This is a genomic window from Paraburkholderia sp. SECH2 (assembly GCF_030464795.1).
In the GTDB taxonomy this organism is placed as follows: Bacteria; Pseudomonadota; Gammaproteobacteria; order Burkholderiales; family Burkholderiaceae; genus Paraburkholderia; species Paraburkholderia aspalathi.
Genome location: NZ_JALPRH010000047.1, coordinates 1 through 19231, shown reverse-complemented (window position 1 = coordinate 19231; position 19231 = coordinate 1). Strand labels below are relative to the sequence as shown.

Genomic DNA, 19231 nt, shown 5'->3' with positions numbered 1-19231 from the left:
CAAGCAGCGCGCCGGAACACGTGAGCGTTCGCATTCTGATCTTTGAGGGGACTGTGGGTCGCCCCGTGTTGCTCCCGCTCGTCTGGGCTAGCGCCTCGGAATCTTCGCGATAACTTGCACCGTCAAGGGTATCTGTTGCGATCCGCACTAGACGCGTCGCGTATATTCGCCATTGCGTCGATGCGTTTCAAGAAAGCGATTCTGCCGGTGGCCTTTGGCGTTGATACGCGGATCGATCTTTCGGTATCGGTGATCATGCCGCTCGACATATTCGAGGTCGCGAAAAACAAGCACGTACATGGTCGTTCCGCGTCTTAATACGCGGGGTCTCCGCAATTCTTACGACACCGTTCCGACGGGAAAAACGCAGGAACCCATGGCTTTCCAGACTGTTCAGGGACGGCTAGAAAGGGGGGTCGTCACACGCCGTTGGCGAGCAGTACTGACCGACGTCAATGCGCGATACGCGGCGCGACATCAAACGAAACAATTTCGAACCGTCGAAAATCGTCACTGGCATGTAAAATCAATCAGCGAGTCAGTAAAAATATCCCTCGAGATGACGATCACAGTACTTCCGGTGCCATTGACATTCTAAGAGGTACAGCACGATAGCTGTGCACGTAAAGTTGAGAAATATTTTCGAATGTAGCGAATTACTCAAAATTAGATAGAAAGCCGGATTGATACAGATGTGCTTGACTCGCAACAAATAGTCCGAAGGGTGAGCTGATCCTTGTCGATACGCGGAGGGCGTGTGCACAAGCGGGCCAGTTCGCGTTCTGCACGGAATCAATTCAACATATTTTCGCGCCATTTTAACGATGATACGCATACCGAGTTAAATATTTAATTCAGAAAGTTTCATTGGTAAATCGCGCCATGTTGAAGACGAAAGGTAGAGGCATGGGAAAGCTCTATCAATATAAGAGTGCGACAAGCTGAGATTTTTCGGGCACCTAGCTAGGCTCTCAAACAACGATGAGCCGATCGCGGCTTTTTTGGGAAGACAGGGCTATGTCGAAGAGTGTATTTGAACAGCTGTCCACTATATTGGGTTCGTTTGAGGAGGCGGCCTGGTTCGAAAACGTGGTGCGATTGGCTAAGGAGTGGGGTTTCGATCAAATCACGTTTGCGGTGCTCCCTCGGTCCGGTTTAAAGTTCGAAGATACCTTCGTGCGCAGCACGTACGCCTCATCGTGGCTAAGCTCCTACGGTGCGGGGCAGTTTGCATACATCGATCCCGTGGTTTCGCATTCGATGACGCGCGCGGCGCCACTCGTCTGGACACCCGAGGTCTTTTCGACAGCAGCGCAGAAGTCTATGTATGAGGAAGCCGCTGGTTACGGCTTGCGCAGCGGCATTACACTTCCGGTCCATGGGCCAGGTGGAAAAAGAGGTCTGCTTTGCCTTGTTAGCGACCGCAAACCAGGCAACTCTTTCCAAAAGGATATTGAGGCGATGATTCCCAATCTCGTGTTGCTTAGGGACGTGGTGGCCGACGGTGCGCGAAAGCATGTAGATGCACACGCGAATAGACGCACCCCGAAACTTACCCCACGTGAGAAAGAGTGTCTTGAGTGGGTTGCAATCGGAAAGACCGCGTGGGAGATTTCTACAATCTTCGGGGTTTCGGAAGCTGTCGTGAATTTTCACATGGCGAATGTACGTGCCAAGTTCAACGTAAGCTCTAGCCGAGCGGCTGTCATGATCGCCGTGCAATTGGGAATCGTCGACGTTATTGATGTGTCGTCTCGTTTCTAGCCGCTTTTGGGTACGCGATTCGCTGATCTTGTACACCGTAACTGCCGAAGCGATGGGAAAGAAATTCGATAGATGACGTTGCATGGACGATCTGACTTCGGGCCAACGCTCGGAAATTGATACGTTAGAGATGTCCCCAATGAGAGCGCTTGATCGGGAAGATCCGCGGTGCTTCGAAGCCGTCGATTGACGTGCGTGCGTAGACAGGGAATGCATGGATGGGGCGCTCAAGACTTCGGTTTCCTCTGAAGCGTCCAGTTGAAAGAAGGTCAACCTATTGTTCGTCCGGACCGAAAGGGAATTATGTCAAGCAACCTTCTGGAAAAACTCTCCGCCCGGTTGGAGAGCCGGGATGAGACTCTCTGGTTCGATGGACTTTCACGCATCGCCGGAGAGTGGGGTTTCGAGACAATCCTTTTTGCCGCGCTTCCACGGCTTTGCATGAGATACGAAGATGCGTATATACGTAGTACGTATCCGTTGATATGGCGTCAAAAATACACAGAACTGCGCTACGCGTACATTGACCCTGTTGTTGCGCATTGCGTGACGCGTTCATCACCATTCGTTTGGACAGCGGACGATTTCAAAAACTCTATACAGAAGAATATGTTTGAGGAAGCGTGCATGCATGGCTTGCGCACTGGAGTTGCACTTCCCTCTTACGGTCCCGGAGAGGGTCTTAGCATACTCTGCCTTGTTAGTGATCAAAAACCGAATGACGTCTTCCGGCGAGATGTCGAGTTACTCTTGCCGAGGCTTGCCCTCCTTGGAGATGTAGCGGTCGATAGCGCAAGAAAGTATGTGACTGCGCCGGAAGGCAGGTATTTTGGCGAACGTCAAATGGAGATTGATAACATAGGGGCCAAAGCGTCCCTGATTCTGCAACATTCCCGGGACAGGAAGAGATGAATCTGGGACGTCGTTGACGCGGTGAACCTATGGCGTGTGTCTTTGTTCATCCGCAGTTCGGAGATGCATCCGCTGGCGAACCCGCCCACCAATGCAACGCGGGCGTGGACGGTTCGTGTTGCTTCATTTTCTCAAGAAACCTGGCGGAAAGGCGGTTTTCAGGGCGTTGGCGCGTTTGACTGGAGTTGGAATCGAAAGGTGGAAGCACGTCGCCGGAGGGCCGCGATGCCTCGCTGCCTTTGCTGTCCTTCATAACGTGCTGCCTCTGGTCGACGCAGGCTTGCCGAGCGTGGCATGAAGTACACCATACGGGCGAGCTTGTGGGCCACCGCTGTGGTTGGCGACCGGTTTGTGCATGCGGGGAACAGCCGTCGGTAGAATGCGCCGAGCGCTGAGTTGTTGCGTGACAGCCTCATGGCTGCCATATTAAGTGTCTGCTGTCGCGGTAGGCGGTGGGTCGGGTACCCGAGTATGAAAAGGCGCTGCTCGCGCCAGTTGCCGATTAGCGCCCCGATGACGTCTTCGGTACTGGCACTGACGAGATCGTGATGGAAACGCGCGAGCATCTTCGGGTCGCGTTAACCGGCAACGATTGCGGGAACGATCGCCTGTCCGGTGGTACCCATCACGTCAGTGAGTGCCTCGGTAAGCTGGAGGTTCATCTGCATCATCTGCACCAGCGCCTACTAAATACGCTGCACCCAGCTGTTCGGTGAGCAGCAGCTCGCGCTGTCGCACCACCGCGCGTACGACGCAGACCTCGCCATCGGGGCGCTAGGGAAGGTCTGCACAACCCGTTTCCTGCGCATCGCGCAGTTTGCTGCCCGCGTTGTAGTGGCGGCGAAGATGCCGGGACCTCGATCACCGTTCTGTTCGAACCGTAGGAAGGTGCGTTTGCCGAAATTCATGGCGTCTGCGCCCACGTGTTTCACGCTTTGCGCAGTACCTTACGCACCATCCACAGGTTACCCAACGCAAACAGCGTCGTGATCTGCGCAGTGTTCTTCATCAAGCCACGGTATCGGGTCTTCGTATAGCCAAACTGACGCTTGATGATCCGGAATGGATGCTCCACCTTGGCGCGCACGCCGGCCTTCAGACGTTCGATCTGATCGTAGATCGCGTCCAGACGATCACTCAGGTCCAGTCTTCTGCGCTTGCCGGGTCCCATTGCGACATGCCAGCGCACTGAACCGTCCGCGCATCGCTTCTGAATACCCTGATATCAGGCATCAGCGTACACATCCGCCTCTTCGCCGTGTAACAACGCTTCGGCTGTATTGATGTCCTGGGCGTTGGCAGCTGTGCCGACGACCGTGTGAACCAGGCCAGACTCCGCGTCCACGCCGATGTCGGGTAGCGGTGGCGCATTGCTGCGCCACCGCCCCCTAAGAACCGGACGTGCGAGTCGCCCCGCATCCGGCTCAAGCCATTCGGCAGCCCCATCGGATGGGACCGGGCAATCAACCATCGGTCGCGGTTCGACGACGGGCAAAGTAAGGCGACCACGCAGGGTCAAACGGATTTGCCTGACCACGTATCTTCACGTGCCGAACAATTGGAATCATCGTAGCTCGAAACAGTCGGATGACCCCGCGATCTTTGGTTCGCGCGGTAAACGCCCAAGTACGATGTCCCTCTACGTGGAAGTATTTGTGCTTCACCCAACCCGTGCCTTTCGTGGGATGCCGACGCATAGCCCATTTCCATAAGAGCTGCCAGATGTGAGCGTCTATCGACGTAAAATGAGACTTGGAAACCACATGACGGTGATACATGGCCCAACCTCGAATCACGGGGTTGAGTTGCAGAATCAGATTCGTCTGCGTGGCGCTCCTGTGCTGCCTCACGATCTCCCTAACCTTCTCCAGAAGTGCCTTCACACTTTTGCTTGCTGGTTTGATAAGCAGCTTATCCGCGTACTTGCGGACATTCTGCCCGAGGAAGTCGAACCCATCGGCAATGTGAGTGACTCTGGTTTTCTCTTCCGAGAGTTCCAGCCCCCGAACGGCCAGAAATTGCCTGACCGCAGGGAGTACGTTCTGCTCCAGAATATCTTTCGAGACTCCGGTCACAACGAAGTCGTCCGCATACCTGTTGACGTTGACTTTGAACTTTCGGCGGCGCGTGGCGTCGGCCCTACGCTGGCATCTACTGCCGCTTCAAGTCCGTCCAACGTCATGTTCGCGATGACGGGTGAGATGATGCCCCCTTGCGGAGTTCCCGCCTCGGTCGCGAACAGGGTACCTTTATCGATAAATCCGGCCTTAAGCCATCGCCGCAGGACCACCTTATCCATTGGTATATGTTTGAGGATCCAGTCGTGGCTAAAATTATCGAAACAGCCACGGATGTCGCCCTCTAAAACCCACTCTGGTGACTTGCGCTTAGCCAGCGTGGTAAAACAATATTCAATGGCGTCGGCAGTCGAACGTTTGGGGCGAAACCCGTACGAGTTTGGATCCGCCAGGCTTTCCGCAATGGGCTCCAAGGCGAGCTTCCATAGCGCCTGCATTGATCTGCATAGCATGCGGGGAATTCCTAGCGGACGCTTCTTGCCGTTGCTCTTAGGGATGTAGATACGTCGAAGCGGCAACGCCCGGTAACTGCGGTGTTGCATCGCCTCCACCCCTTTCCATTTGGCCGCCGGAGTTGGCCAGGTCTTGCCGTCAACGCCCGGCGTTCTCTTGCCGCGATTCTCTGTCACTCGTTTCACGGCTAGCATTTTGCCGCTATGCGAGCGGGTCAGCAGACGCTGCAGGGCACTTACTTTGCCCCATCTGCCTTCCTTGGTTGCCTGGGCGATACGCGCCTGGAGTCGTTTCACCTCATCTGTGATGCGAGGCCAATCAGCCTGAAGCCACATCTCAGCGGGGTGCGAGGACGCACCAGCATCGATCGCCTCTGCTTGTGCAGCGCCACCGATTGCCGTCATCTGCCTTCCCTCGTATAACGATTAATCAAGTTCTCTCGCCATGAATGACCACGCGGAAGTCTGCCCGCTTTCGCGTCCGACCATGCAGCAGCCGGTATCCTCCCCATTACAGGAAGGCGTTCGCTTTTTCCGCAATCCCTTACCCGCAGTGCCAACAGCGTTCCTTGCGGTTCGCCTGCCGTTGCCGGCAGCACTACGGGCTTATCCTGTTCCGCATGAATTTCAGAGCGGGACGGACCCCTCCTATCCGCCGGCGGCGCAATGTCCATGCTGACCCAGCACACAGAGGCCAGACCTTGCCGCGCGCCATTTTGGCTCAGCCTGTCAGCACATTTGGCTTGTCAATGATGACGACGTTTAATAGAGGTTCACGTATGTTGGTCGTTACCGCTCGTTCCTAGTCCCTCACCGCACTTGTGCTGGCAGATTCCGCTTTCCCTCACGGGTCCGCGTACCGATACAGATCGGTGGTTACATTGTCCCCGGAGCTTCACACCGAGCCGTTACCGGCTCCGCATGTCTGGGTAGGAAACGGCTGATGGAACAGCCGGTTCGATCACAACGGATCACGTTGAGTCGAACAGAAATTCAAGCGACTTGCAGGTCGCACATGCGCTTTCATCCCGAAGTACCATTGAGTTCCCTTCTTCGTCTGGTGCATTTCCGGGTCGCGCGTACCTGAGGCGTTCTTCGTCGAGTTGGGCGCAGAAATCAACGTGGCGTCGACTACCGACCCGGCCTTGAGCATCAGACCTTTGCCGCTCAGGATCTCATTGACCAGCGCGAGCATCTGCACAGCCAGACCGTGCGCTTCGAGCAGGTGGCGAAACCGCAGGATCGTGCTCTCGTCCGGCAATCGCGTCATGCCGCCGTCCAGCCCCGCGAAGTCGCGATACAACGGTACGTCATAGAGCGCTTCTTCCATCGCCGGGTCTGACAGACCAAACCACTGTTGCATGAAGTGAATCTGCAGCATCGTGGCAATCGGAAAGGGCGGCCGTCCCGTTTTACCCTTCGGATAGTGCGGCTCAATCAGGGCAATCAGCTGCGACCACGGCACCACGCGCCTCATCTCTTCGAGAAATTCCCGTTTGCGCGTGCGTTTCGTTGACAGATCCAGACCAAGGCCAAGTTGTGCCATCACCCACCCCTTAAATTCTCCTGCTCCCAGGATAGTCCACACTCACATCAATGCCAGGAATTTTGCAGACTTTCCCTAGGTCACGCGCAGCAGTCCGAGACTCATGAGTTCTGAAGTCATTGGCAATCCTGCGCGTCGCTCTTGTAAGCGGGTACATATTTGAACTGCCTTGTATCGACCAACCAGCCTGTCAGCCTGCGATGCTCGAGCACCGCGATCCAGTAGACACCAGTGGATTCGAGAGCGACCGTATCGATGCCGCATGCGTGCACCAGTGATCTTCCGGCTGTCAGGGCACTGCCACCTGTGTTACAGCTCAGCAGCGTCTCTTCCCGAACACCGAGGACGGTCGTGGCCTTGGCAAGCTGTGGAGTTCGCGAGGATCATGGCGACACATTCTGCACCAGCGACCTTTCCGTCTCACGCGAGAATGCGTTACCTATTGGCTCGATGCCAAGTGATCGCTGCGTCTGATCATCGAGGTCAAACCAAAATCCTATGACAGGCCTGTCGTCGATTCGTTGCGGAGGACCCGCGCGGTGCATGTGCACTCCGATACGTCGGAAGAGTCGCTCCATACTTACGTACGTGACCCCGACGAGTTGCCGGGCGCCCAAGGTGAGCGCGCACTGCACCACGGCAGCCAGTAGCGGACGTATGGCGTAGTTCCCGGATGCTCCATCTGGACCGCCGCCGGAAAGGGGATTTGCAGCAAAGCGTGATATTTCCCATACATCTGGCGAGCAAGGCAACGGTACCCCGGATGCCACAAGATCCGGAAATATCTCTTGAAGTAAATACGGACCAGTCGTTGGTAGCAATCTGGCACAGCCCAAAACGGAATCATCTTCGTCACGCGCAATAATATAGACGGTATCGTTGCGATCGTACTGATCACGCTCACTATCGTTGTGCTCGGAAGGTAAGTCCCAGCCGAGGTCTTTCACAAACCTCTGATAGCGATAGCGAGCCAAAGGAACGGCGACATCTCCGGAGGTTGTCCCGCCAGAGTGAATTGAGAAATTTTGCACGATGTCCTCGCTAACTCGTTTGACGGGGACAATTACAACTTAACGCTGACCCGTGTGTAACTGTCAATGTTTACAGGCTGGCAAGAGGCGCTGGAGTGGACTAGTTGTGCGAGGATTCATTGCTTTATGCGGCGCATTGTATTTTTCAGAACATCGCCTGAGATGCGGTGAGATTTTTTCGTGGAACGACCTCCGCCCGCGCGGAACCAATTGCGAGGCTGAAATCGACCGGCAGCCGAGCTATTGAGCTCACACAACCCGATAAATTATTACAAGTTCGCATGAACCGGTATAACCACGTCGAACAGTTGCAACCTTCGTACCGCGTCGAATGGTGATCTCACGCTAACACGTGCGTCTGCTTTCACACACTGCTATGTATTGCAGGTTCAAAGCAGTCTTTAATTTGATATCGTGCATACAATCAACACATTTAGGATGTTTCAACCATTTCGAATTTGTGCTGATTGCCTTGTTAGTAAGCGGAACTATTGTCATTAATTAAATTAATGGTTTTTGAGACCGAATTTTATGAACTCGCGATTTAAAGAGCCACTCACGATCTCCCCGGATGGATACATTCGCGCCAGTGCTGTCGACCTTGCGAACCTAACGCTATGCCATCTCTTTTCGGACTTTGATCCGGAGCTGCTCATGCAGCTTCGAGGAGAGTCTGTCGCCGCAACGAGCGCCGGGTATACCGAGTGGCAAGCCGGGCGGTGTGGTGAGCCTCGCCTGCTATCTGTTAGTTGGGACTGGTACGTGGACGAGTCGTACCAACATACGCTAAGGATGGTTGGCGACGATGTGAGGAGCAATGTGATGGCAGTTGATCAATGCGGCAATGATCTCGGAATGTTGCGAACATCCGAGATACTTGCCACGCGCCTCTCTGAATTGAGCTGGATAGCGACGGTGTTCGCAGCAACGTGGACGCATGCGACGTTCACCCGTTCTACTGTCCTTCATTGATATTTTCATCGCGGTCATGTGACATGCGACCGGAGCGGCCCTTTGACAGCAGAAATTGGGCGACGCCCACTTCCTAACAGGTCTGCTAGGTGCCTTTCGGGTCGCATTTAGGCAGAATGAATCGTCGATAATCATTCAAGAGGAATGACGCTATGGAGTTGCTAGAGCATGCTTTTCAAACGCAATCCCGCTCTTCGGAGTGGGATTGCGCTACAGCACCATCCACGATCCTTGATTGCAGATCGATAGCCGCTTATCGAAAGGCAAAAAAGGAAAGTCAAATGCGATTCTGGGCACGGTTTGGGGTGTCACAATCGCAGGGTAGTCGAATTGAGTGTGGCGCGGGGATTCCAGAGTCGGTGTCGATCCTCTTGGGACTTTACTTCATCGAGGCGATCTGCGATGAGGATCTGGGGAGGGCGAAGTTCGCACTGCGCATTCGCGGATGCACAGGACTCGTCGGGCGACATCGATAACGTTCGGGTGAGTCGCAGGCGTTGTCGCAGCGCGTTGCGAACTCACCCGAGTCCTGTCGGACGTTTTTGAGGCGGAAACCCAATCACGCCTTCCGGGAAAATCGCGATGTGCGAGATCTTTTGCGGAGATTGGTGAGGTGCTGGCAATTTCGGACTTGCGAGTTCGGAGTGCCACGCCCTGTGAGAGCAGAGTTTTTCCCGTTAGCGTTCGCAAGTGCCGGCGGTATTGGCCACGAGATCGCGATTGTGTTGCGACGTATGAGTTGAACATTCTACAGAATGCCCCTGCCGGCTGGCGCAGGAAAGTATGCCCCAGCCACCCGTTCGGCCCATATAGCTGGTGCCCGTCCGAGAGCAAGACATACGCGCGTGCGTGTTTATTGGCGCCTGTTCAGTGCGAACCTTGAAAATGCCCCAGCGATCCGGATGAGCAGCGATAGACTCCTCATGCAATGTTGTTGACTTGATCGAAATGAATGATCTCCTCGGTCATTGGGCGCTTCGCTATGCACGCACATAGGTGTTCTGTATGGTCACTTCCTCACTGCAACGCGTGATTCCGCGGCGGGATTCCTGGGGGAAACCGGTTGAATCCCAACGCCCCGGCAATGCGTGCAATTGTGTCGAAGCGTGCCTATCGTTTCGCAGCGTCCAACGCCGATGACGTTTGCTCGGCGAATTGTAGCTGCATGCCAGTCTTCGAGAGTAGCAGCAGGTGGAGCGGGCGAGGTGCCATCATGATGTTTGCTTTCGGCCGCGCGACGGCGCTTCTTCTACGATAACTACAGAGAGTATCAATCTCATCAAATGGGTACTCCCGAGGCCGTCGGCTGGCACAGTACGGTCACTTCACTGATAGCGCGGTTGGCGTCCCCCGCATGCCCGCATAAAAGACAATCAGTTCAACGCTCGCGTCACCTGTAATCCCGCGGTGTATGGTGTTGACCATCTCTGGCAGGACATCGCCCGTCTTCAGGTGCTTGTGAAGGGTTCCATCCCGATTCTCGATAGTCAGCTCACCGGATAGTACGTACGCCGCGTTAGGCATCGGGTGCGTGTGCCTCGGCAAAGCGGTGTGTGGGGGCACGGTGATCTTCAGCACCGTAATCTCAGGCTGCCCATTGGGGTAGGGCTGGTAGCTGACGCCATCCCAAGAATGATCGGCCTTAAGCAGCACCGTCGCTATAGCGCTTTCCGGGTTGCGGCTGTCCGCGGCAAGCTAAATGCCGGTAAATGGTGTCAACAGGAAGAGTGCATAAACAGTCGAGGGGAGGTAACTATTCCATCGCGTAGATTGCGTTCCGGATTATTTGTATGTGTAAAAAGTACCCCAGCACACTCTTCCATCTGACGCTGCGACGATCAGGTCCGTATCGGCCTTAGGATCAGCAAAGCGTTCTGCGGGTACCTTTGACCCCGCTGCACGAAGAGACTTCAGGAAGAAACGTGATGCCGAAATACACGGGGAAAGATGCTTTTATTCTATGGCGTCTCGCCACTTGCCCACGCTATGAAATAAATACGCTTCATTTCATCTTGATCATTTTGCATGTTGTCGTCCTGGACATACGCATCAGTAGCGTAGTGGGGAGTTGTCTGTGCCGTCCGTGGGTACTGTGCGCTTGGCGTGGTGGGGCATGGAGTCGTTGCCCACCACGCAAAAGTCAAGGACGCGCACTCGGTGACAGAATGACGGCTCGATGGGGTTGAGGCTCGGCATTTTTGCGTCCGCATCACGGCCGAACCGTGACTTGTTGCTGAGTGGCAGGGGATGCCATCCCGGTGCGTGAGCAACACAACCGCTCTCTTGCCGCACGGATTTCGTAGCGCCCCGATGAGCCAGCGGTTTGGCGCCCGTCTGTGTGCGTTCGACGATCGGGCCGTGGGTAGTGGCAGAATACGATGTGTTCTGCGCCGCGTGCCTGCGTTAGGCTGGGCCTGTGAGCACCTGTACGGGGGCGAACTTGCGCTCCGTCTCAACCATGATGACAGCCGAGAGTCAGAACGCGAATATGAACTACCGCGTCAGCTATGAGCACAGCCTGTCGAGTGCGCCGAACGATTTTATCGTACACGTTCCTTCACAGATGGTTGTGGATGTGCCTGCATCGGTGCCGCGGGCCTTGTTACCAGAGTTCATCATAAATCTGATTCTCGAGCGTTCGCCGGGCATTGGTCGAATTCGCAAGCTGCGCGTCCTGCCATGACCGCATCACGGCGCACCGTTTGGCCGTTCTACGGGTCAGAGATTGATCGAAGTCAGTGAGTGTTTGTTGAGGCGATAGAGGACTGACTTCATCAGGCGTCTACACGGTCAGGGTCGGACGGTTACCCCGAGTGGGCGACGCGTAAAGGACCTGCCATTGGGGCTATGACACGGGACGAGACAATGTAGCGCTGCGCCGCATCTCGTGAAGGTGTACTGTGCAAAGCGTAGACAAACTGGTCATCGATTTGACGCGCGCTCGAGGCGGGACGCTCATCAAGGGTGCAGTCTGAGACTGGGATATTGTCCCTCACAATAAATGCGAGGCGGCGAAAGACCCGGTCAAATCTATCGGCCGCACGTTTCCGTTTTAATTCAACCGATCTATGGAATTTCCCTCAAATCTCGATCTGGATACCCGCGCCAGGCTACTCTCCTACCTGGTGGTGTCCCATCTGGTTTCGAAGCGATTGACTGGAGATTGGCTGTCCGCCCAGCATGTTGTCGAATCAATGCGTCTGTGGCTCGCGAAGATCGGGGACGATTCTGACTGGTTACAGCGAATTTTACTTGCCAGCTACTCCAAAGATGTGGCGAAGATCATTGCCGCAAGGTCGCCCAACAAATTTGACTGGGAGAGAGTCCCATTCTTGTTCTGCGAGGATCTGCGATTAGATCTCCAGTCGCCCGTTGTGCATGACATCTATTTCGAATGTTTTCACCATCTTGTGAAAAAAGGCTGTGGCGAGTGATCTTGTTCGGGTCTAACCACGTGAGTTTCGCAGGGGTGCGAGTGTGGGTCGGCGCTGGTTGCGAAGGCACGGCGCAAGGCATTCAAGAAAGCGCGTGACGGTGCGATTGACTGCCGTGATGACGAGCGCGGACAGACGGCTCTAACCATCGGGCATAACGACAAAAGCAGAACACTCATTTTGACGAATGGGGCAGCTGGCTCGCGTTCTACGGCATGGATGGTCTGATTGCCCGGGTCGGCTACCTTGAACATGATCCATACACAGAGCATGTGTTTGCCCTCTGCGGACCCCATGACAAGCTGATCAAAAGGTCTTCTGGTGGCGCGGCGACGGCATGAACCTGTACGCGGAGCGCGTCGAACGTGAGGTTTCATTTAGCCATAGACGGATTCGGGCCGCGTTAGTCTCTTTGCGGTGCAACTGTCGGGGCATCACGTACCTGCGAACCCACCTCGTTTCGGCGCTTCCCCCGGAAAACAGCGAAACGACGGTCACCTGCTGATCCTGTTCCCGGCGAGTGCCCGGCGCACAATCACCAGACGTCATACCCGTTCGCCGGTGTAACGCAACCATCAACCCGTTTCGACTTCGGCCGTTGGTTTGGACGATGCGAAGGAAGCCGGAGCGGCCGCCATCGCAGAGCGTGCTCGAACAGAACTTATGCGCACGAGCAGTGCGAAGGTGCTTACCGATCCAGCCGTAGCCAGTAGAATAGGGACGAGGAAGTCGTGATTGACGCGCGTGAGCTCGAGTACCACTGCAGTGGCGGTAAGCGGCATTTGCATTGAGGCGGCGAGAAAGGCGGCCGCGCCGACAATCGCAAAAGCGCCTGGTGGCGTACCCGGAAACATGTAATTCCAGAGGCCACCCAATACGACGGCCAATAGTGCGCCGTTCGCCAGTGCGGGAGTAAGCAGACCCCCTTGTGCGCCAGCGCGCAGACTGCTCGCGGTCACCATGATCTTGAGTGCCAGCAGAGTTGCGGCAAGTCCGATTGTCAGGTTACTGTCGAAACTTAGGCTCGCTGGGCCCTTCCCATTACCTGGCAGCTGAGGGAAGTACATCGCCAGCATTCCGATGATCACAAAGTTGAGTATTGAGAAAACTGGCAGCCGCCAGTCTTTGGGTGCGTTCGCCCGTGCGCGAGTCATCAAATTGGTGAAGCCCCAGGCCGCGAGACCAAAAACCGGACCGAACAGGATCGACCACATGACTAGCGGGGCGCTGAGTACCAGATCTGGTAGTCGGTACTGCTGCTCGTCGCCCAGTCCGATCCAGGCGACAATGGCGGCGATCGCCGATGTAGCGATCGCCGGTACTACCGCCGACCATCCGAATGTTCCCAGCAGCACTTCGAGCACAAACACCGCACCACCAAGTGGCACGTTATACACGGCGGCCACTCCAGCCCCCGCGCCGCATGCGACCATGATCTGTCTCTCGGAAACAGACAGACCTGCGCGATGTGATAGCCAGCCGGCGAAGGCCGCACCTATCTCGCGCGGCGCGACCTCACGACCCAGCGGCGAGCCGAGCCCCACCGTCGCAATCTGCAGTAGCGCGTGAGCTGTTGTACTCGCGCCCGGCATGCGCGGATCGTCGGACTTGACGGCTTGTTTGATACTTACGAGCGGGCGCCCGAAACGATATAGCGCCCACCAGCCGAGTCCAGCGACCAATCCACAGGCAGTGAGGGCAAGTAGACGCCGGACAGGAGTGGTGTTGGTTACGCCCTGTAAGAAACTTTCACTGCTAACCACGTGTTCCACACTGTATCCATAGGCGAAGTGCTGAATCGCGTGCAGGAGGAGCGCCAGTACCATGCCTCCCAGCCCCGCACCCACGCCCGTCAAAACTGTAACTGCAACAAGCGCGGTAAATGGGCTTCGGTCAGGAATTCTGTCTTTCGTAAAGGTTGGTTTCATTCGAAGTTGCGATAGCTACATGTATTATTCGCATAACTACGCGATAATCGGATTCGTGCGTAGTGAGAGGCATGTTCCCAAACCGCCCGTCGTGCTGGTCGCCGAAACGATACGCAATTGGTTCGAGAAACGATAGCAATAAGTTGTGTCATTTAATGTCGCGTCGGCTTTCGCGCGACAGACGGCGACACTGGCATCTGGCTGGTACTGGATGTCCAGCAGTCTCACGATTGAAAGAGCCGGTCGCCGTCGAGTGGTACTGTGGCAATTGAGCAGGTGGCCATGGAGGGGGGCAGTTCTCACCGCCGTTGCCGCCCGTGACATTGAGCTATGTCGATGTTTTGTTTTCTTGGGTCACGGCGCTATGTGGACACGGCCCCTCGGACATCCAGGTCGGTTGATCCGGCTTTGCTTTGAGGCTCGGGTGTCCTCAACGGGCCATCACTCCCACGGACCTGCATGCTTGAAGCACTCAATCAACGCGTCAACGGTTGCGCGGACCCTCGTGGGCGGCGCCAATTATCTTGGCCGGCGTGTTGCCTCACGAAGGAATGTTACCCGACGGATTGTTGTCGTTTCGCTTTCCTTCTTCTTTTATTTCGTGGTTTTCCGGGCGCGAAGCGCCCGGCCCCCGCCGGCTTTCAACTTTTCAGCAGTTCACACTTCAGTCGGCGTTTCGGTGCACGGGCGCATGCTGCCCAGAACCATTTCTCTCACACGCTCCGCGCGCCATGCGTTGACCCGGCGATGCAGCGTTCGTAGTTGCGTCTTGCGTGCATTGGGGGGCGACAACGACTACGTCTGGTGTTGCGACATTCATCTTGGCCGGTAGTGAGGAGTCGGAGGCGGCGTAGCCGCCGGAGACGACGAACTGCCGGCGGCGCCGGATCGGCGAGGCTTAGGATGGCTGACTGAACCTAAAAAAGAGGCGGTCAGCCCATGTCTGGAAGCCGCATCACCGACCAGCAGGTCCGCCTCTACATGAACCATCGCAAACACCATCCGCAGAAGCTCGCTGCGGCGAAGTCAGGCATGAGCGAGCGCACGGCGCGGCGTGTCGAACACGAAGCCGGGCTACCGTCACAGCAGCCCCGGCGCTACTGGCGCTCGCGCCCTGATCCGTTCGCCGATGTCTGGGAGAGCGAAGTGGTCCCGTTGCTACGCGCTGCGCCAAGGCTGAAGGCGATCACCCTGCTGCGCAAATTGCAGGAGGACTATCCTGATGCCTTTCCCGACAGCATGCGGCGCACGTTTGAGCGGCATGTCAGCCAGTGGCGCGCGCTCGAAGGGCCGAACCAGGAAGTGTTCTTCCCTCAAACGTATCAGCCTGGCGCGCGAGGCCTGTCGGACTTCACGCACATGGACAAGCTGTGCGTAACGATTGGCGGCATCCCGTTCAACCACCTGCTGTATCACTTCGTGCTGGCGTTCTCGCGCTGGGAGTACGCCAGCGTGGTCGATGGCGGGGAGAGCTTCCTGGCTCTCGCGACCGGCTTGCAGAACGCTCTGTGGCAGGCGGGCGGTTGCCCACGAGAACATCGATCTGACAGCCTGTCGGCGGCCTTCAGAAACCTGCAGGAAGAGGAGGACTTCACGGTTCGCTATGCAGCGCTGCTCGAACATTATGGGATGGAAGGCTCGCGCAACAACCGTGGCATGGGTCATGAGTATGGTGTGGTAAAAAAAATGTCGCGGTGTCTCTCGATGACCCTGTATTGCCTACCAGGTTGACGCGTCCATGACGACATAATTTCAGGCTGATACTGATATTCCACTGATCAACATTGGGGGAATATCATGTTTGAGACTCTCTTTACGCGTCCGCATGCTCTTGCTGCCCACACTCTCGCGCCCTGCGTGGAATCCAGGAAGCGCTTCCTCGTACATTGTCAGGAACTGGGTTATCCGCCTAAGTCGATCCGCAAGATCGCGTGGATCCTGCTGGTTTTTTCACAGAGCATTGATCTGTCCCGCCCGCGGTTAATAACGCACGAGGAAATCGCGTTTGCGGTTGACCATCGGATTCGACTTCTCCGAAGTGAGCGCACGAACGAGTCCCGCAGCTCGCGGCTTCTGTTCATCCATACCGCCACGGTCTGGCTGCGCTTTCTGGGGTGTCTGGAGGAACGGCATCCCACGAGAGAACCATTTGTTCGCTATGTCGAGCACTACGTCGATTTCATGCGCGACCAGCGAGGACTTTCTCCTGCTACGATTTCAACCTGTCGTGATGAGGTCGGTCATTTTCTGGCAATGGTCTGTCGCCCTGACAGGGCACTTGATGCTCTCACTATCCACGATGTCGACACCTACCTCGCGTATCAAGGCAGCCGCGGCTGGAGCAGAGCCTCATTGCACGCGCTTGCGAGCACGCTGCGCAACTTCTTCCGGTACGCAGAAAGACAAGGGTGGGCTACCAACGTTGCGTCGGGCATTGAAGCACCAGTGGTGTATAGAGAGGAGGGGTTGCCGCTCGGGCCGAATTGGGAGGATGTGCAAAGATTCGTCGCTAGCTTTGTCGGCGAGAGCACGATCGATCTACGCAACCGTGCGATGATCATGCTGCTGGTTGTTTACGGACTGAGGCGCGGCGAGGTGGTACGGCTCCGTCTGGAGGATATAGACTGGTGCGGCGAGATCCTCCATGTCCATCGTCTCAAGCAGCGTTGCGCACAGCAATACCCGCTGGTGGCGACAGTTGGAAACGCGATTCTGCGCTACCTGAAGGAAGCGCGTCCGCGAAGCGCCCATCGCGAGCTGTTTCTGTCGGTCGAGGCGCCGATCCGACCGCTATCACCCGGATGCGTAAGCGGCATTGTCCGATCGCGTCTCGCGACGCTTGGCATTGATATCCCGCGGCGCGGCGCACATAGCCTGAGGCATGCGAATGCCCGGCATTTATTCGACGCTGGTTTTGCCCTGAAGGAGATCGGCGATCATCTCGGCCATCGCAGCGCTTCATCGACGAGAACCTATGCGAAGGTTGACCTGACCGGACTGAGGCGTGTGGCCGAAATCGATCTGGGGAGTCTGCTATGAAGCTCTCCGAACTTGTCGCCCAATACGTGAGCCACAAACGGGCGTTGGGCATGCGCTTCGAGTCCGAGGCGGCCACGCTTGCCTCATTCTGCCACCGGGTTGATGGCAACATTGATGTGGAGTCGGTCACAGCCGAACAGGTACAGGACTTCCTGACTGGCAACAGGCCGCTGACTAACCATTGGGGTAAGAGAAGGTCAGTGCTTGACTGCCTGTTTCGTTTTGCCCTCTCGCGCGGACATGTCACGGCTTCGCCGCTTCCTCGCTACAGTCCGAAATTGCCGCCACCGCTGACACCCTATATTTATTCGCAGCAGGAATTAAAGCGCCTGCTCGACGTGGCGTCGGCGGCATGCAGTCCACGCGGTCTGCTGGATGCATATGTTTTGCGTGCACTCATTCTGATTCTGTACGGCGGCTGCCTCCGCCATGGCGAAGCCTTGCGGCTAACCATGCAGGACGTCAATCTCGACGAAGCCGTCCTGCACGTGTGCGAGAGCAAATTCTACAGATCGAGGCTGGTTCCGCTAGGCGCAGATCTGAATAGCGCGATGCAAACTTATGCCCGGCAACGCAACCAGAGATTTGGGCAGGCACCGGCTGCGCCGTTCTTCTGTTTCCGCGATGGTCGCCCCCTGAGCCAGAAAGCTGTGTGCAGTGCCTTTCAGCGACAGCGCACCCTGGCAAATATCCAACGCGAAGGCGGTGCGTCCTGCCAGCCGAGGCTGCATGATTTGCGGCAGTCAGGCGCAGTGCACCGGCTAATCGCCTGGTATCGCTGCGGCGCGGATTTGCAACTGTTGTTGCCGCAGCTCGCCACCTATCTCGGCCACATCGATCTCGCGGGCACCCAACGCTACCTTACCCTGACGCCCGAGTTGCTGAATGCAGCGAGCACGCGCTTTGAAACTTACGTCCTTGAGGTGCAACATGAATAACTCATCCCTGCTGGGTCCGTGGATCCGACGTTTCCTGATCGAGTATCTGGTGGGCGAACGTAACCTTGCCATCAATACGCAAAGAAGTTACCGCGACATGCTCATGCTGTTGCTTCCGTATTTGGCCGCCAAGGTCGACAAGCGGATCGACCGCCTGACCGTTGATGATCTCTCCGCGCAAATGGTCCGCCTGTTCCTGACGCACATGGAAGAACAACGCCACTGTATGGTCAGCACACGAAATCAGCGGCTCGGCGGCATCCATGCGCTGGCTCGTTTCATCGGCGAACATGCACCGGAATACGTCGACTGGTGGGCACAGATTCATCTGATTCCCGTTAAGAGAACCAGTCGGCCGGAGATCAGCTACCTTAGCAGGCAGGAAATGGACACCCTGCTCGCTGCCTCTGACGTCAATACAGCGCAGGGGCAGCGCGAACATGCGTTACTGCTCTTCATGTTTAACTCAGGAGCGCGTGCAAGCGAAGCTGCGCAGCTCAAGATTGGCGACGTTGACTGGCACACGCGCTCGGTCAGCATCGTCGGCAAGGGGAACAGACATCGCCGCTGCCCGCTCTGGAAATCCACGCTCGATGCGTTGCGCTCACAGTCCGAGGGGAGGGCCGCAGACGCGCCGGTGTTCCTCAATCGATTCCACCAGACGATGACGCGCTCCGGCATTCATGCATTGGTCAAGGCTGCGCTATCCGTGCTGCAGCCAACGCGCCGTCGCTTGCCGGCAAGAATGTGCACCCACATGTGATTCGGCATACGACCGCCTCGCTACTACTCCAGGCCGGTGTCGACATCAATACGATACGCGGCTGGCTTGGGCACGTTTCGTTGGAGACGACCAATATCTATGCCGAGATCAATCTGGAAACAAAGGCGCGGGCGCTGGCGACATGCGAAGTGGAAGGCGATGCCGAAGGACAAAAGCAATGGCGCGATCAGCCCGACCTGCTGACCTTCCTCCGCTCCTTGTAACCGAATAATATGTGCTGTTCGATTTCCACAAAGACGCTACCTTCGCCTCCGTGGTTATCGAGCAGCACATATTTTTTACCACACCATACTCATGATTGTACTAAACCGCTGACGCGGTAGTGGGAGGTGGGCACAGGTCTATGGCTGACG

General features: G+C 56.3%; 15 protein-coding genes and 4 pseudogenes. 11 read left to right on the top strand and 8 right to left on the bottom strand.

All coding sequences use genetic code 11. The annotated features are described in order from the left end of the window. Window positions 1-1017: 1017 nt before the first annotated feature. The gene (locus tag M0D66_RS37000; protein ID WP_266212861.1) at window positions 1018-1764 is read left to right on the top strand and encodes a LuxR family transcriptional regulator; all 747 of its coding nucleotides are present in this window, start codon (window positions 1018-1020) and stop codon (window positions 1762-1764) included. A gap of 258 nt (window positions 1765-2022) precedes the next feature. Continuing rightward, window positions 2023-2676: an autoinducer binding domain-containing protein gene (locus M0D66_RS36995; RefSeq protein ID WP_266212860.1), complete on the top strand. Its 654-nt coding sequence runs from the start codon at window positions 2023-2025 to the stop codon at window positions 2674-2676. A gap of 928 nt (window positions 2677-3604) precedes the next feature. Here M0D66_RS36995 and M0D66_RS36990 read toward each other — a convergent pair. The 6 genes and pseudogenes from M0D66_RS36990 to M0D66_RS36965 all read right to left on the bottom strand — a co-directional run. Continuing rightward, window positions 3605-4027: pseudogene (locus tag M0D66_RS36990) on the bottom strand (transposase); the annotation flags it as partial. A 112-nt stretch (window positions 4028-4139) separates the two neighbouring features. Next, window positions 4140-4751 carry a group II intron maturase-specific domain-containing protein gene (locus tag M0D66_RS36985; protein ID WP_266212859.1) on the bottom strand — a complete coding sequence of 204 codons (612 nt, stop codon included), beginning with the start codon at window positions 4749-4751 and terminating at the stop codon, window positions 4140-4142. Further along, a complete protein-coding gene (locus M0D66_RS36980; protein ID WP_266212858.1) occupies window positions 4748-5611 on the bottom strand; it encodes a reverse transcriptase N-terminal domain-containing protein in 864 nt (287 codons plus the stop codon). The genes M0D66_RS36985 and M0D66_RS36980 overlap by 4 nt, the downstream gene beginning before the upstream one ends. A gap of 607 nt (window positions 5612-6218) precedes the next feature. Beyond that, window positions 6219-6752, bottom strand: a pseudogene (locus tag M0D66_RS36975) (IS5 family transposase); the annotation flags it as partial. A 119-nt stretch (window positions 6753-6871) separates the two neighbouring features. Further along, window positions 6872-7024 (bottom strand): annotated as a pseudogene (locus M0D66_RS36970) (IS110 family transposase); the annotation flags it as partial. 111 nt (window positions 7025-7135) lie between these two features. Continuing rightward, window positions 7136-7783 (bottom strand): acyl-homoserine-lactone synthase, encoded by a 648-nt coding sequence (locus tag M0D66_RS36965; RefSeq protein WP_301773367.1) that lies wholly within the window; start codon window positions 7781-7783, stop codon window positions 7136-7138. Between the two features lie 531 nt (window positions 7784-8314). Here M0D66_RS36965 and M0D66_RS38040 point away from each other — a divergent pair. Together M0D66_RS38040 and M0D66_RS38035 are read left to right on the top strand one after the other, a co-directional pair. Then, entirely contained in the window at window positions 8315-8755 is a 441-nt protein-coding gene (locus tag M0D66_RS38040; RefSeq protein WP_367619547.1) for a DUF4902 domain-containing protein, read from the top strand. Window positions 8756-8907: 152 nt separating this feature from the next. Continuing rightward, complete coding sequence (locus tag M0D66_RS38035) at window positions 8908-9231, top strand: XRE family transcriptional regulator (protein ID WP_308112736.1); 324 nt, start codon at window positions 8908-8910, stop codon at window positions 9229-9231. A gap of 844 nt (window positions 9232-10075) precedes the next feature. Here M0D66_RS38035 and M0D66_RS36960 read toward each other — a convergent pair. Then, window positions 10076-10318, bottom strand: a complete 243-nt coding sequence (locus M0D66_RS36960; protein ID WP_266212867.1) for a cupin domain-containing protein — start codon at window positions 10316-10318, stop codon at window positions 10076-10078. A gap of 925 nt (window positions 10319-11243) precedes the next feature. On the opposite strand from M0D66_RS36960, the gene M0D66_RS36955 reads away from it, so the two are divergent. Continuing rightward, on the top strand, window positions 11244-11438 hold the full coding sequence (locus M0D66_RS36955; RefSeq protein ID WP_266212856.1) for a hypothetical protein: 195 nt from the start codon (window positions 11244-11246) through the stop codon (window positions 11436-11438). 385 nt (window positions 11439-11823) lie between these two features. Next, window positions 11824-12189 carry a hypothetical protein gene (locus tag M0D66_RS36950; protein ID WP_266212854.1) on the top strand — a complete coding sequence of 122 codons (366 nt, stop codon included), beginning with the start codon at window positions 11824-11826 and terminating at the stop codon, window positions 12187-12189. Between the two features lie 575 nt (window positions 12190-12764). Here the strand turns inward: M0D66_RS36950 and M0D66_RS36945 are convergent. Beyond that, complete coding sequence (locus M0D66_RS36945; protein ID WP_266212853.1) at window positions 12765-14117, bottom strand: chloride channel protein; 1353 nt, start codon at window positions 14115-14117, stop codon at window positions 12765-12767. A gap of 939 nt (window positions 14118-15056) precedes the next feature. Here M0D66_RS36945 and istA point away from each other — a divergent pair. From istA to M0D66_RS36920, 5 genes and pseudogenes are all read left to right on the top strand, one after another. Then, window positions 15057-15800 (top strand): annotated as a pseudogene (gene istA / locus M0D66_RS36940) (IS21 family transposase); the annotation flags it as partial. Between the two features lie 114 nt (window positions 15801-15914). Beyond that, on the top strand, window positions 15915-17156 hold the full coding sequence (locus tag M0D66_RS36935; protein WP_266212851.1) for a tyrosine-type recombinase/integrase: 1242 nt from the start codon (window positions 15915-15917) through the stop codon (window positions 17154-17156). Continuing rightward, window positions 17153-18094 carry a tyrosine-type recombinase/integrase gene (locus M0D66_RS36930; protein ID WP_266212849.1) on the top strand — a complete coding sequence of 314 codons (942 nt, stop codon included), beginning with the start codon at window positions 17153-17155 and terminating at the stop codon, window positions 18092-18094. Before M0D66_RS36935 ends, M0D66_RS36930 begins: the two co-directional genes overlap by 4 nt. Beyond that, window positions 18087-18857 carry a tyrosine-type recombinase/integrase gene (locus tag M0D66_RS36925; protein ID WP_266212848.1) on the top strand — a complete coding sequence of 257 codons (771 nt, stop codon included), beginning with the start codon at window positions 18087-18089 and terminating at the stop codon, window positions 18855-18857. The genes M0D66_RS36930 and M0D66_RS36925 overlap by 8 nt, the downstream gene beginning before the upstream one ends. Beyond that, a complete protein-coding gene (locus M0D66_RS36920; protein WP_301773365.1) occupies window positions 18854-19081 on the top strand; it encodes a tyrosine-type recombinase/integrase in 228 nt (75 codons plus the stop codon). Before M0D66_RS36925 ends, M0D66_RS36920 begins: the two co-directional genes overlap by 4 nt. Window positions 19082-19231: the final 150 nt, after the last annotated feature.